Source organism: Aquitalea palustris (assembly GCF_003693445.1).
Lineage (GTDB): Bacteria > Pseudomonadota > Gammaproteobacteria > Burkholderiales > Chromobacteriaceae > Aquitalea > Aquitalea palustris.
Genome location: NZ_RFAR01000012.1, coordinates 37,175 through 50,870 on the forward strand (window position 1 = coordinate 37,175; position 13,696 = coordinate 50,870).

The window sequence follows — 13,696 nt, forward strand, 5'->3', positions numbered from 1 at the left end:
TGACCGCGATGGTGCAAAAACTGTCGCACTAGACCTATTCGGGGCCTTAACTGATGCTATCCGACAAATTACGGTTCGGGACAGATTGGCTGGATCAGCTTGGATTGGGGAAGTCCAAGAGTGTTCCCTTGCTCGGTCTTGATATCAGCACCACGTCCATCAAGCTAGTCGAGCTTTCCAGATCCGGCAAGAATTATCAGATTGAGCGTTACGTCATTGAAGCCCTGCCCAAGGACGCTGTTTCCGAAGGCAATCTGGTTGATATCGAAGGAATTTCCGACTCGGTGCGCAAGGCCTGGAAGCGCCTGGGCAGCCCGATCAAGAACGTCGCCATCGCCATTCCCACCTCGATGGCGATTTACAAAAAGCTGTTGGTACCGGTCAGCCAGTCCGAAGACATGGAAGGCATGATCGAATCGGAAGCCAACCAGATCATTCCCTTCCCGCTGGAAGAGGTGAACCTGGATTACCAGGTGCTTGGCCCCTCCAGCAGCAGCCTGGACGACCTGGAAGTGCTGCTGTGCGCTGCCCGCAAGGAAAAAGTGGAAGAACGCGTGGCCGTGGTGGAAATGGCCGGCCTGCGCGCCCAACTGGTCGATGTGGAATCATTTGCCATGATGACCGCTTTCGAACAGATCCAGCAGCAATTGCCCGATCACGGCATGAATCAGACTTTCGCCCTGTTCGATATCGGCGCCACCAAGATTCATTGCAACGTCATCCGTAACGGCCAGCAAATCTACTACCGCGAGCAGGTATTTGGCGGACAGCAGCTGACCCGCGACATCCAGCGCCGCTATGGCATCAGCTTTGATGAAGCCGAAAACGGCAAGCGCAGCATGGCCATGCCGGACGGCTACGAATCGGAACTGATGCATCCTTTCGTCGATTCGCTGGCACAGGAAATCCAGCGCGCACTGCAATTTTTCTACACCACCGTCAGCGTGTCGCAATACCTGCGCGTGGACTACATCCTGCTGGGCGGTGGCTGCAGCATGCTGCCAGGGCTGGATGATGCCGTGGCTTCGCGCACCCAGATCAGCACCATGATCGCCAACCCCTTCACCTCCATGGTGCAATCCAGCTCGATCCGGCTGAAAGAACTGTTGCTGGACGCACCGGCACTGCTGATTGCCTGCGGCCTGGCCATGCGGAGGTTTGACTGATGATACGCATCAACCTCCTGCCGCACCGCGAGCAGAAAAAAGCCGCCCATCGCCTGCGTTTCCAGCTGCTGCTGGGCAGTGCAGTCGCAGTCGCCCTGCTGATCATCGGCATCAGCTATTTCGTGCTGGATGCCCGCCAGTCGCGCCAGGAAGAGCGCAACCAGTTCCTGCAGGCCGAAATCACCAAGCTCAATCAGCAGATCAAGGATATCGGCATGCTGAAAAAGCAACGCGACGACCTGCTGGCACGCAAGCAACTGGTGGAAAGGCTGCAGCAAGGACGCAATGACGCGGTCCATATATTTGACCAGTTGCTGCGCCAGACCCCGGATGGCATCTATCTGAAGAGCTTCAAACAGAGCGGCAATACCTTCTCCTTCTCCGGCTACGGACTGTCCGGCGCCCGGGTATCCAACTATATGCGCACCCTGGCGCAATCGCAGATCTTCAACGAGCCGCAACTGATCGAGGTGAAGTCCGCCATGGTCAACAACCAGCGCGTCAGCGAGTTCAGTCTCACCAGTACGCTGAAACTGCCCGCGACCGCCAGTGCCCCAGCCAGCCAGGTGGCACCGCAGGGAGCCAAGCCATGACCCTAGACGAGTTCCGCAATCTCGACCCGAAGGACATGCCCAACTGGCCGTTGCCGGCCCAGCTGGTCGTACTCACCTTCATGGCCGGGGTTTTTCTGTTTCTGGGCTATTTCTTTGTGCTGAGCGACCAGATGGACAAACTGAACAGCGCCCATCAGCAGGAAGAACAACTCAAGCAGACTTTCATTGACAAGAAGCGCCAGGCCATCAACCTGGAAGCCCTGCAACAGCAGCTGAAAGAAATCCAGCTGTCGTTTGGCGCACTGCTCAAGCAACTGCCCACCAAGGCGGACATGGATGCCCTGCTGACTGAAATCAACCAGGCAGGCATTGGCCGCGGTCTGCAGTTCGAGCTGTTCCGCCCCAATGGCGAGGTCAAAACGACTGAAATGGCGGAAGTCCCTATTGCCATCAAACTGACCGGCAGCTATTCCGACCTGGCCGCCTTCGTCAGCGATGTGGCACAGCTATCACGCATCGTCACCATTGGCGATATCAGCCTGACCCCGGGGCAGGGCAAGGATGCGGCGCGCATGACCATGGAAGCCACCGCCAAAACCTATCGTGCGCTCGAACCGGAAGAGCGGATGGCAGCGGCCCAGCCGCCGAAGAAGTGAGAGTGAAATGACACTGAAACCGACTCTCGCCGCCCTGCTTTGTCCGCTGCTGCTTAGCGCCTGCGGCTCTGGCAACACCGACGACTTGCGCGCCTGGATGCAACAGGCCAGTCAAGGCCTGCGCGGACAGATCGACCCGCTACCCCAGGCGCAGGCCTACCAGCCCTTTGCCTACAGCGCCTTTGACCTGCCCGATCCATTCAACCCCATCAAGCTGCAAATGGCCAAGAAACAGAACGCAGCCAATGCGCCGGACTTCAAGCGCCCACGCGAACTGCTGGAAAACTATGATCTGGACAAGCTGAAGATGGTTGGCCTGCTCAAGCGCAACGGCATCAGCTATGCACTGATCCGCACCCCGGAAAGCAGCATCTACCGCGTACAGCCGGGCAATTTCATCGGCCCCAACTTTGGCCAGGTCAAGCGCATCAGCGATACCGAACTCGTGCTTTCCGAGACTGTGGAAGATCTGAACGGAGAATGGGTACAACGCGAAACCAGCATGTACCTGGATGAACAAGGGCAGAAATAATGAAAAACCATTCAATCAAACTGTTATCCGGGCTGGGTCTGTCCATCGCATTTTCCGTCGCCCATGCTGGATCCATTACGGCGATCGACGTAGCCCAGAGCGATGGCGACAGCCAGTTGCTGCAAGTCACCTTCGACGGTCCGGCCATCAAGCCCAATAGCTTCGCCATCGCCAATCCGGCACGGCTTGCCTTTGACTTTGCTGACACCCAGGTCAAATTGCCGAAAAACTTCGTCGACCTGGGCAACCCCATCATCAAGTCTGCCGTTGCCGTAGAAGCCAATGGCCGTTCGCGACTGGTGCTGAACCTGGCTCACAACGTGGCCTACAGCACCTCATTGTCCGGCAACAAGCTGCTGGTCCGCATCAACAACAATATGGCTCCGGTACAACAAAGCGCCACCTCGCAAGAGCAGGCCACTGTCAACAGCTCGGCAGCCGGTGAGGCTGCGGCCCAGGCTGCCGTGGCCACCACCCCGCTGGGGCTGGACTTCCGCCGTGGCAAAGGCGGCGAAGGCCGGGTAGAAATTACCCTTCCCGCCGACAATACGCCGGTGGATGTCCGCCGTGATGGTAAAAACCTGGTGCTGGACGTGATGAATGCCAGCCTGCCGCGCGCCTTGGAAAAGCGCATGGATGTCAGCGATTTCGCCACTCCGGTGGACAAGGTGATCGCCAGCAATCAAGGCCGCAACAGCCACATCCTGATCCAGCCGCAAGGCGACTGGGAGTTCTCTTCCTACCAGACCGAACGCAAGCTGGTCGTGGAGGTGCGCAAGGCCGTGGTAGAAAGCGCCAGCAAGACGGAACTGAACAGCAAGCCGCAATACAAGGGTGACAAGCTGTCGCTCAATTTCCAGAACATCGAAGTACGCACCGTATTGCAGGTGATTGCCGAATTTACTGGCCTGAACATCGTCACCAGCGACTCGGTCACCGGCAATATCACCCTGCGCCTGAAAGACGTGCCCTGGGACCAGGCGCTGGACTTGATCTTGCAGACCAAGGGCCTGGACCAGCGCCGTAACGGCAACATCATCAATATCGCCCCACGTGAAGAACTGTTGGCGCGAGACAAACAGATACTGGAAGGCAAGCAGCAGCTGACCGCGCTGGAACCGGTACGCTCGGAAACCTTCGTGTTGCGTTATCGCTCGGCCGAAGACTTCAAGAAGATTCTGGATGGGAGCAGCATAACCAGCGGGGCCAACAATACCACCAATAACGGACTGCTCTCTTCGCGCGGCAGTGCGCTGATCGATCCGAAAACCAACACACTGATCATCAACGACACGCAAAGCGTCATCGACAAGATCCGCGACCTGGTAACCAAGACCGATATTCCGGTCAAACAGGTATTGATCGAGGCCCGTATCGTCGAAGCCACCGATGACTGGAGCAAGAGCCTGGGGGTGAAGCTCAATGTGGCTCGTGCCGGATCAGGCGTTAGCCTGGGTGGATCTGTGACAGATGCCGTCACCAATTATAATATTGCGAACGGAACCTCCGGCTCCAAAATACTCAGTTCCGGGGTCAACCTGGGCCTGTCCGGCACCTATAACTCGATTGGAGCTGTATTCGGAGCCGGTTCCCGTGCTGCCATCGGCCTGGAACTGGATGCCATGGAAACCGGTGACAAGGGCAAGGTGCTGGCCAATCCGCGCATCATGACCGCCGACCGGGTAGAAGCCAGCATCGAACAGGGTACGGAAATTCCTTACCAGGAAGCCAGTTCCAGTGGCGCCACTTCGGTATCGTTCAAAAAGGCCAATCTCAGCCTGAAAGTGACCCCGCAGATCACCCCGGACAACCGCGTACTGATGGAAATCCAGATCAACAAGGACACGGTCAGCAGCACCCTTATCGTCAACAGCACCCCGGCCATCGATACCAAGGTGGTCAAAACACAGGTGATGGTGGAAAACGGCGGCACCGTGGTGATTGGCGGCATCTACCAGCAAACACTGGACAACACGATCAACAAGGTTCCGCTGTTGGGTGACATCCCCTTCCTCGGTGCACTGTTCCGCAGCAAGGTGGAGAAGAACAACCGTACCGAACTGCTGGTTTTCATCACCCCGCGCGTAGTGGAAGACCTGAGTCTGCAAAACCGCTGAGAATGAGCCAGGGCAAGCGATTTTGTCGTCTGCCCGCGCAGACAGACCCAGCCTGCATCAGCTACAATGCCTGCCATGGAGAACATGGCAGGCAATTTCTTTCTTGTCGGGCTAATGGGCGCCGGCAAGACCACCGTTGGCAGAGCCCTGGCGCGCAAGACCGGCAAAACCTTCTACGACTCGGATCATGAAATCGAGGCGCGCACCGGCGTTCGCGTTGCCACCATATTCGATATCGAAGGCGAACTACGCTTTCGCGACCGGGAAAGCTCAGTCATTGCCGATCTGGTCAGAATGGACAATATCGTGCTGGCCACCGGAGGTGGTGCCGTGCTCCGCCCGGAAAACCGCGCCGAACTGTCCCGTCACGGCGTGGTGATCTATCTGCGGGCATCCATCGACGACCTGCTCGCCCGCACCATGCACGACAAGAACCGCCCCCTGCTGCAAATTGCCGACCCTCGCGCCAAGCTGCAAAGCCTGCTGGAGCAGCGCGACCCACTGTATCGCGAAGTCGCCGACATTGTGGTCGATACCTCGCAGCAGAACGTCAACCTGCTGGTCAGCCGCCTGCTCGATCAGCTGCATACTATCCCAGCCAAGACCTGACCCATGATTACGCTCGACCTGACCCTGCCGGACACCCGCTACCCCATCCACATTGGCCACGGACTGCTCGATCAGGTCGAGTTGATTCTGCCCCACCTGCGTATCCCGCAGGTTGCCATCATCACCAACGATGTCGTCGCTCCGCTCTATCTGCAGCGCCTGACCCAGCAGCTGGAAAAGCATGGCGTACGTACCATTCCGGTGGTGCTGCCGGACGGTGAAGAGCACAAGAACTGGCAAACGCTGAATCTGATTTTCGACGCACTACTGGCCGCCAATGCCGAACGCAAGACCACGCTGATTGCTCTGGGTGGCGGCGTGATCGGCGACATGACCGGTTTTGCCGCCGCCTGTTATCAGCGCGGCGCCCCCTTCATCCAGATTCCCACCACCTTGCTGGCGCAGGTGGATTCCTCCGTGGGGGGCAAAACCGCCATCAACCACCCGCTGGGCAAGAACATGATTGGTGCCTTCTACCAACCGCAACTGGTCGTGGCGGACATGGACCTGCTCGCTACCCTGCCAGAACGTGAACTGTCCGCTGGCATCGCGGAAATCATCAAATACGGCCTGCTGGGCGATATCGACTTTCTCGGCTGGCTGGAAGCCAATATGGACAAACTGCGCGCACGCGATCCGGTTGCGCTGCAATATGCGGTACGTCGTTCCTGTGAAATGAAAGCAGAAATCGTCGGCCAGGATGAAAAGGAGCAGGGCGTAAGGGCCTTGCTCAATCTGGGCCACACCTTCGGCCACGCCATCGAAGCCGGCCTGGGTTATGGCAAATGGCTGCATGGCGAGGCGGTAGGTGCCGGCATGGTACTGGCAGCTGCCGCCTCGCAGGCCATGGGCTGGTTGACCGCAGACGACGTAGCACGGGTGCAGGCGCTGATCGCCGCCGCAGGCCTGCCGATACGCAGCCCGGACTTTGGCGCAGCAGAATGGCTGCGCCACATGGGCCACGACAAAAAGGTCGAGAGCGGCGTCATCCGGTTTGTCCTGTTGCAGCAACTAGGGCAGGCGGTCATCCAGCCCGGACTGCCGGCCACCCTGCTGGAGTCGCTGTTCCACAGCCCGCATATCGACCCGGCACTGGCGCGTCAGTAAGCAACAGCTGCCCGCAAAATATCAAAACCTTTACGCCATTAAGGAGTTCTACGGATTGCGGTGATGTCCGGCTACCCGAATAATCGACTGCATAATTCAAGCAGAGAGAGAATCTCGGAGGGAAGCCCAGGTGGATGCCATTACTGCGTTGACGGCCAGTTTCGGCCTGATGAGCACTTACTACCTTGCCCGCCAGCTGTGGCGCAAGGTGACGTATAAAAAGCCGCGCGCCCGCGGCATTGATCCGGTGGGCGAAGCCGAGGTTTTTCTGGCTTACGGCCGTACCGGTGATGCTGTGCGGGTGCTCAAGGATGCCATGAAGGACGAGCCGCATAATCTGTCGATCAAGGTCACGCTGCTGCGCGCCTACTCTTCTGAAGGCAATGGCAAGGCGTACTGCCGTCTGGCACGAGATATCCAGGCCCAGGTCAAGGATCAGCCGGTATGGCGCACCATCCAGGAGGCCGGCCGCCAGCTGGCTCCGCAAGACCCCTTGTTTGCGGCCAAGGCCTGATTCGCTCTCTGCCACTACCATAACAACAGGCTGCCTCACGGCAGCCTGTTTTGTTTACGTAGCCACGCAAGCCATCAGACTGCTCCTGCCTCCGGTTCACGGAACTGCAGGCTGTGCAGACGAGCATACAGCCCATCCTGCGCCATCAATTGCTGATGACTTCCCTGCTCGGCCACCCGCCCCTGATGCATCACGATGATGCGGTCAGCACTCTCGATGGTGGACAGACGGTGGGCGATGACGATAGTAGTACGGTTCTTCATCAGGTTCTCCAATGCCGCCTGCACCAGTCGCTCCGACTGGGTATCCAGCGCCGAAGTCGCCTCATCCAGAATCAGCAATGGCGCATTCTTCAGCAGCGCACGGGCAATCGCCAATCGCTGACGCTGACCGCCAGACAGTCGCACCCCGTTTTCGCCAATCTGCGTGTCCAGGCCCTCAGGCATGGCTTCGATGAACTCCAGTGCATTGGCCGCCCGTGCCGCCTCAACGATCTGCTCACGGCTGACCTGGTGGCTGGAGCCATAAGCAATATTGGCGGCCACGCTGTCATTGAACAGCACCACATCCTGGCTCACCATGGCGATGTGATGGCGAAGGTCCGCCAGTGCGATATCGGCCAGCGCAATGCCATCCAGGGTAATCTGCCCCGACAAGGGTTCGTAGAAGCGTGGAATCAGGCTGACCAACGTGGTTTTGCCACTGCCGGAAGAACCGACCAAGGCCACCGTCTCACCCGAATTGACCGTCAGGTTGATGTCCTGCAATACCACGCGCTCGGCATTGGGATAACGAAACGAGACATCCTCAAAACGCAGACGACCCTGCGTAGTCGGCAAACGCTTGCTACCATGATCCGGCTCACCCGGCTCATCCAGAAATGCAAACACGCTCTCCGCCGCCGCTAGGCCACGCTGCATAGCCTGCGAGATACCAGTAATGCGTTTGACCGGTGCAAACAACAGCATCATGGCCGTGAGAAATGACATGAAGTCACCCGCAGTAAACGCACCATGCTGGGCACGCATCGCCGCGAAATACAGAATCGCCGCCAGTGCACAGGCAATCATCAACTGCGTCACCCCGGTATTGGCCGAACTCGCCGCACTTTGCTTGACGGCATTACGGCGGATGGCCTGGGCGGCGCTATCAAAGCGTGCCTCTTCGTACTGCTCGCCGCCATACACCTTGATTACTTTTTGACAATCCACGCCTTCACCCAGGATCTGGGTCAGGTCGGCCATGTGCTGCTGATTCTCCAGCGCCAGACCACGCAAGCGCTTGGCCACGATGCGCATGCACACCGTCACCACCGGCATCACCAGCAGGCAGATCAGCGTCAATTGCCAGTCGATATACAGCAGCCAGGCCAGCAGGCTGACTGCCGTCACACCATCTTTAACCGTGACGGTAATGACATTGAAGCCGGCCTCGGTCACCTGATTGACGTCAAAGGAAATGCGCGACACCAGCCGACCGGACTGATTATCAGCATAGTACTGCACCGGCAGACGCAGCATCTTGGCAAACATCTGCTGCCGTAGCGTCTGCACCAGATGTCCGGCCAGCCAACTGGAGGTGTACTCATTGATGAAACTGGTTACGCCACGCACCAGGAATACACCGATGATGGCCATCGGCACCCAGATGATGACCTGCGGGTCCTTGTTGACGAAGCCGCCATCGATCAGCGGCTTCATCAGGCGGGCAAACGCCGGCTCGGTCAGGGCAGCGATGGTCATCGACACCAACGACAGGGCAAAGACTTTCCAGTACTGGGCCAGGTAGCTCAGCAGGCGGCGGTAAATCGGCCAACTATGTTTCAAAGTGATATTCCATTCAATCAGAGAACAGCTGGCAGTTGATCTGCCAGGCCACTCAAAGCCAGTATCCGGTTTAAATTACTGCCCGGGTCAAAACGCTGACGCACATCGGCACGCCCCGCGCAGGCCAATGTTTGTTGCTGCGGCAAATTATCCAGGGCACTGGCGATAGCTTGTGCCCATGCATGGCAGTTTCCTGGTTCGACCAGCACGCCGGTCTGCCCATCATGCACGGTTTCTGGAATACCACCAGTCCGACTCGCCAATACCGGCCGAGCCAGAGCCAGCGCCTCAATCTGCGACATACCCAAGGGTTCGTAAGTCGATGGCATCAATACCAGATCGGCGGCCTGATAAAGCGGGGCAACCGGAGAGACTACTCCCGCCAGCAACACGCGAGCCTCCAGGCCAAGCCGGCGCACCTCTGTCTCAATCTGCTGCTGTGCCACACCTTCGCCAGCGATCAGATAACGCCAGTTCGGGTGACTTTGCCGCAACAAATCCATTGCCTGCAAAATGGTCAGATGGCCTTTTTCGCCACGCAGCATTGCCGCATGCAGCAGCACCGGCCCGCGACCCGAGATCAACCAACTCGCAACAGATGCTGGCAGCGGCTGCGACACGGCACGATCCAGCCCGATAAAATCGATACCCGGATACACCACATGCACTCGATCAGCACGAATGGCAGGATTAGCCAACAAGGCATCTTTCAGATACTGGCTGGGTACCATGGTGGCATCTACCATCCGGTTGTATGACCAGGCTCCCGGTCTGCCCGGCTGGTAGGTACGCGAGCGCAGCAGAAAGGGACGACGCCATACCAGCCTGGCGGCGATAGCCAGATTATTGCTGTCATGCCCGCTATGACAGATGGCCAATCTCGGCTTGTGCTGGCTAATCCAGCGACGCAGGATGGCAATCGAAGGCAAATGCAGGCTGTTGCGAAAACGTACTGGCAATACAGACAAACCCTGCTGCAATGCCACTTCTTCCACCCGGCTACCGGGGCGGCATGCCAGCATGGTGCGCAAACCACGCTGCTGCATCTGACGCATCTGTTGCATCAATTGCAATTCCTGCCCCCCTACATTTGGGGAAGATTCGGTAAACAGCACCCACTCACTCACAATAGACTTCTCCCCGTCCCCAACCTGTTTCCAACATCCCTGACTCCTTACCCCGCCCCAGCCAAGCTGGGTTAGACCATTGCACTCCTGCGGGCACTAGTGCCGATCCAGTAATCCATTCAATGCCTGTAATACCTCACCCGCTTGGATTGCCTGCATGCACAGGGCCTGCCGACACCGCCCCGGCCCGCGACCAAACCTCCGGAAACAACGCAGCGCCCAATCCACATCGCGGTGATGCACGCTACGCTGGTTGCGACAGGGAAAAATGGCGGGCCCCACACCACAACACTGATGAGCAGAGAAGAAACGGCTGGCACCAAACAGGGTTTCGCTACCCGGTCCAAACAACATCAGCAAGGGAGTACCGGCTATCTTGGCCAGATGTGCCACGCCCGTGTCAGGGCAAACACAGGCAGCGGCCTGTTGCAGTAATTGCCGTAATTGCAACAAGGTGAGACAACCATCAAATACCACATCAGTTGTCGCAGGGGCGATTTCCTGCAACAAGCTACCCTCTCCGGGACCACAGCTCCAGACCACACCTAAATGCCGCTTACGTATGCCCTCTGCCAGTTCGCGCCAATGGGCTGCAGGCCAGAAACGAGTGGCAGAACTGGCACCAACATGCAGGACAACATAAGCATCTGGCAATTCCGGCAGGCGCTGCAGCCTTGCAGGCCAATCCTCAATGCGGTACGGACGGGGCTCGGGGCCTTCCACCAAGCGCGCCGCAGTATCCGTCCAGGCTTCAGCCTGGTTCGGGTAGGGAATGGCCTCATCCAGCAGCCAATTTTTGTGCGCCGGTTGTTCATCGGCAAAGCCGACAACCCAGCGCGCCCCAATGGCACGGGCCAGATAGCTGAGGCGGTTTTCCCCCATCAGCAACACCATGTCAAACCGTGGCATGGCAAACAGCTGGCAGACGGTGGCAAAGTTGCGGATATGCCAGGGAAAGGCAATCACTCCATATGGCCGGCCTTCATATAAGGCAGCCTGACTCTGCGGGCAGGCCATGACAATATCTGCCTGCGGATATTGTTCGCGGGCCTTGGCCAGCAAGCTGGTCGCCATCAAGGCATCGCCCAGCAGAAACTGATGCAGAATCAGGATGCGACTGACACTCTCAGGCTGCGGTTTGCATCGCCGCCATTGAAATGGCAGGCGCAGCAGCAAGGACAGGAATATCAGCGCCCTGCCCGGAAAACGGCTCTCCCTCATCTTCCCCCCCCACTGAGTCAATCATTATTCATTATTTTTCTTATCGCTCACCTGTAGCAGGCGGCTATACAAAAACATCATCTGTTCCACCATATGCTGCTCGGTCTGCACCAGTACACGGGCACGGGCTTGTTCGGCCATCCAGGGCCACTGTGCTCTTGCCGCCAGCCAGATGCCGACATTTTCTTGCCAGGCGGCGGTATCCTGCGGCAAAGCCAGCCATCCGCTCACGCCTGGGCTTACACACTCCCCCCCGCCGCAACGAGTGCTGGTGAGCACTGGCAAGCCACAGGCCATGGCCTCTGCAACAACCGAACCAAATGGCTCGTACAGGGTAGGCAGGATGAAACCATCCGCCATACCGTAATGACTGAGCACATCTTTTTGCGGGCCGGTGAAATGTACGCGCCCGGCCACGCCCAAGGCATGGGCGAGTTGCCGGTATGCCGCCAGCTTCTTGTCGCCACCCACCACCACCAGTTGCACCTCGGCATGCGGCACAATGGCACGGATAGCTTGGGCCACGCCCTTGCGTTCGAACCCTGAGCCGACGTAGACCAATACCGGTGCATCAGCGGCAATACCATATTGTTCACGCAAAGCAGCACGACGCGCGCGGGCCGCCACTGGATTGAAGCGCGTGCAATCCACGCCATTATGGATCACCACACACTGCTCGGGTCTGACCGGGAAGCGCTGCAAGACATCCTGCTTCACCATCTCGGAAATGCAGATCACCGCACGCAAGTCCGGATGGCTGAACATGGCACGCTCCATGCGCAGCATGAAATGGTGATAGGGATTGCACCACACCGATAACTTGTGCCACCAGCCTTTACCCACGGCACGAGCATCCAGCCAGGCAGCATGTACGCCGTCGCCGGCACGGAAAACATGGCAACCGGGAATGCGCTCGTGCGACTGCACCAGATCCGCGCCGACTCGCTTCCAGGCCCGCTGTGCTGCTCGGGCAAAGCCCCAGTCACGCCAGATGCTACCCAGGTAAAAAGGATTGACACGGCACACTGCCACGCCATCCAGTGTTTCCCAGTTACGGTTGATCAATACGGGCTCCAGCGTGGACTGATGTTTGAGCTGGCCCAGAATCGCACTGACGATACGCTCGGCCCCACCTGCCGGATTGTATTTCTGCCGGATAATGGCCAAGCGGGTCATACGGTTTCTCCCAGCACGGCATCCACTGCGGCCAGTACTTGTTGCAGGCTGATCATGTTCAGGCATTCGCTGTTCCAGCCACCACCACAGCCAGCATTGCCGCATGGACGACAAGGTACACGGGCGGCGACCACCCGGTGCGCTACTTGCCACGGTCCCCACTCAATGTCACCCGATGGGCCAAACAGCGCGACACAGGGCGTTTTCATCGCGGAGGCAATATGCATGGGCACCGAATCCACACCGATATACAAGCGGGCATTGTCGATGGCCGCAGCCAGCTCCTTCAGGGTGAGCTGCCCGGCCAGGCTGGCGGCAGGGGTAGTCAGACGCGACTGGATATCACCCAGCATGGCCATTTCGTCCGGGCTGGGGGCAGCGGTCAGCAGCACTTTGAGACCGCGTTGCTGCAGGGTATTGATCAGCGCAGCCATGTTTTCCACCGTCCAGCTTTTGAACAGCCAACGCGAGGTGGGGTGGACCAGGATGTATTGTCCGGCCTGCAAGCCCAGCTGCTCCAGCTTGGCCGCCAGCGTGGCCTCGGCATTGTGACCAGCCACCAAGGTCAGCGCACGCTGCTCAACAGAGGGATACACGCCGATACGGCGCAGGGCATCCAGATGGATTTCGATGGTATGGCGGCGGTTGCCCGGCACCTGCAGATAGCGATGGGTAAAGCTTTTGCGGAACAGTTTGCCATAAGGGCCATCCGGCCCCACCGACCAGCGTGGTGACAGCAAACGAACCAGCCAGGCGCCGCGCTTGTGCTCGGTCAGGGTAATCACCAGATCGTAGTGACGCTGGCGCAAGACCGACAGCAAGCCCAGCTCAGCCTTGAGCTGGCCGAAAAGGCCCAACTTTTTCCAGTTGCGATCAATGGTGTGCAACTGGCTGATGGCCGGATGCTGGCTGAGCATTTCCTGCGTGTCACGGTACACCAGCGCATCAATCTCCAGATGCGGAGCCTGCTGTTTGAGCGCGGCAAAAACCGGAGAAGTCAGCAGAACATCCCCATGATGGCGCAGTTTGATGACCAAGACGCGCCGTACCTGGTTCAGATCGATGGAGTCGTTAAGCATAGATAAGGTAAA

Annotated in this window: 13 protein-coding genes; 8 read left to right on the plus strand and 5 right to left on the minus strand. The window is 58.4% G+C overall.

Annotated features, from left to right (window positions below):
* The first annotated feature begins 128 nt into the window (after nt 1-128).
* The 8 genes from EAY64_RS04045 (at nt 129) to EAY64_RS04080 (ending at nt 7,255) form a co-directional block, all read left to right on the plus strand.
* Nucleotides 129-1,166: a pilus assembly protein PilM gene (locus EAY64_RS04045; protein WP_226034178.1), complete on the plus strand. Its 1,038-nt coding sequence runs from the start codon at nt 129-131 to the stop codon at nt 1,164-1,166.
* Nucleotides 1,166-1,759 carry a PilN domain-containing protein gene (locus EAY64_RS04050; RefSeq protein WP_103523511.1) on the plus strand — a complete coding sequence of 198 codons (594 nt, stop codon included), beginning with the start codon at nt 1,166-1,168 and terminating at the stop codon, nt 1,757-1,759. Before EAY64_RS04045 ends, EAY64_RS04050 begins: the two co-directional genes overlap by 1 nt.
* The gene (locus tag EAY64_RS04055) at nt 1,756-2,376 is read left to right on the plus strand and encodes a type IV pilus inner membrane component PilO (RefSeq protein ID WP_103523512.1); all 621 of its coding nucleotides are present in this window, start codon (nt 1,756-1,758) and stop codon (nt 2,374-2,376) included. Before EAY64_RS04050 ends, EAY64_RS04055 begins: the two co-directional genes overlap by 4 nt.
* A 7-nt stretch (nt 2,377-2,383) precedes the next feature.
* Nucleotides 2,384-2,908: a pilus assembly protein PilP gene (locus EAY64_RS04060; protein WP_103523513.1), complete on the plus strand. Its 525-nt coding sequence runs from the start codon at nt 2,384-2,386 to the stop codon at nt 2,906-2,908.
* Nucleotides 2,908-5,025, plus strand: a complete 2,118-nt coding sequence (locus EAY64_RS04065) for a type IV pilus secretin PilQ (protein WP_103523514.1) — start codon at nt 2,908-2,910, stop codon at nt 5,023-5,025. Before EAY64_RS04060 ends, EAY64_RS04065 begins: the two co-directional genes overlap by 1 nt.
* Nucleotides 5,026-5,091: 66 nt before the next feature.
* Nucleotides 5,092-5,634, plus strand: coding sequence for a shikimate kinase AroK (aroK, locus tag EAY64_RS04070; protein WP_103523515.1), 543 nt, complete (start codon nt 5,092-5,094; stop codon nt 5,632-5,634).
* A 3-nt stretch (nt 5,635-5,637) separates the two neighbouring features.
* Nucleotides 5,638-6,741, plus strand: coding sequence for a 3-dehydroquinate synthase (gene aroB, locus EAY64_RS04075; RefSeq protein ID WP_103523516.1), 1,104 nt, complete (start codon nt 5,638-5,640; stop codon nt 6,739-6,741).
* A gap of 130 nt (nt 6,742-6,871) precedes the next feature.
* On the plus strand, nt 6,872-7,255 hold the full coding sequence (locus EAY64_RS04080; RefSeq protein ID WP_226034177.1) for a type IV pilus assembly protein FimV: 384 nt from the start codon (nt 6,872-6,874) through the stop codon (nt 7,253-7,255).
* A 74-nt stretch (nt 7,256-7,329) separates the two neighbouring features.
* Here the strand turns inward: EAY64_RS04080 and msbA are convergent, their stop codons facing one another.
* From msbA to rfaQ, 5 genes are all read right to left on the minus strand, one after another.
* Entirely contained in the window at nt 7,330-9,087 is a 1,758-nt protein-coding gene (gene msbA / locus EAY64_RS04085) for a lipid A export permease/ATP-binding protein MsbA (protein WP_103523517.1), read from the minus strand.
* A gap of 11 nt (nt 9,088-9,098) precedes the next feature.
* On the minus strand, nt 9,099-10,208 hold the full coding sequence (locus EAY64_RS04090; protein WP_103523518.1) for a glycosyltransferase family 4 protein: 1,110 nt from the start codon (nt 10,206-10,208) through the stop codon (nt 9,099-9,101).
* A 96-nt stretch (nt 10,209-10,304) separates the two neighbouring features.
* Nucleotides 10,305-11,429 (minus strand): glycosyltransferase family 9 protein, encoded by a 1,125-nt coding sequence (locus EAY64_RS04095; protein ID WP_103523519.1) that lies wholly within the window; start codon nt 11,427-11,429, stop codon nt 10,305-10,307.
* 24 nt (nt 11,430-11,453) lie between these two features.
* On the minus strand, nt 11,454-12,605 hold the full coding sequence (locus EAY64_RS04100) for a glycosyltransferase family 4 protein (RefSeq protein WP_103523520.1): 1,152 nt from the start codon (nt 12,603-12,605) through the stop codon (nt 11,454-11,456).
* Nucleotides 12,602-13,684: a putative lipopolysaccharide heptosyltransferase III gene (rfaQ, locus tag EAY64_RS04105; RefSeq protein WP_103523521.1), complete on the minus strand. Its 1,083-nt coding sequence runs from the start codon at nt 13,682-13,684 to the stop codon at nt 12,602-12,604. The genes EAY64_RS04100 and rfaQ overlap by 4 nt, the downstream gene beginning before the upstream one ends.
* Between the last annotated feature and the right edge of the window lie 12 nt (nt 13,685-13,696).

Coding starts and splice junctions, on each gene's coding strand:
- EAY64_RS04055 (WP_103523512.1), top strand. CDS start 1,756: ATGACCCTAGACGAGTTCCGCAATCTCGACCCGAAGGACATGCCCAAC.
- EAY64_RS04065 (WP_103523514.1), top strand. CDS start 2,908: ATGAAAAACCATTCAATCAAACTGTTATCCGGGCTGGGTCTGTCCATC.
- EAY64_RS04050 (WP_103523511.1), top strand. CDS start 1,166: ATGATACGCATCAACCTCCTGCCGCACCGCGAGCAGAAAAAAGCCGCC.
- EAY64_RS04100 (WP_103523520.1), bottom strand. CDS start 12,605: ATGACCCGCTTGGCCATTATCCGGCAGAAATACAATCCGGCAGGTGGG.
- EAY64_RS04095 (WP_103523519.1), bottom strand. CDS start 11,429: ATGAGGGAGAGCCGTTTTCCGGGCAGGGCGCTGATATTCCTGTCCTTG.
- aroB (WP_103523516.1), top strand. CDS start 5,638: ATGATTACGCTCGACCTGACCCTGCCGGACACCCGCTACCCCATCCAC.
- aroK (WP_103523515.1), top strand. CDS start 5,092: ATGCCTGCCATGGAGAACATGGCAGGCAATTTCTTTCTTGTCGGGCTA.
- EAY64_RS04060 (WP_103523513.1), top strand. CDS start 2,384: ATGACACTGAAACCGACTCTCGCCGCCCTGCTTTGTCCGCTGCTGCTT.
- rfaQ (WP_103523521.1), bottom strand. CDS start 13,684: ATGCTTAACGACTCCATCGATCTGAACCAGGTACGGCGCGTCTTGGTC.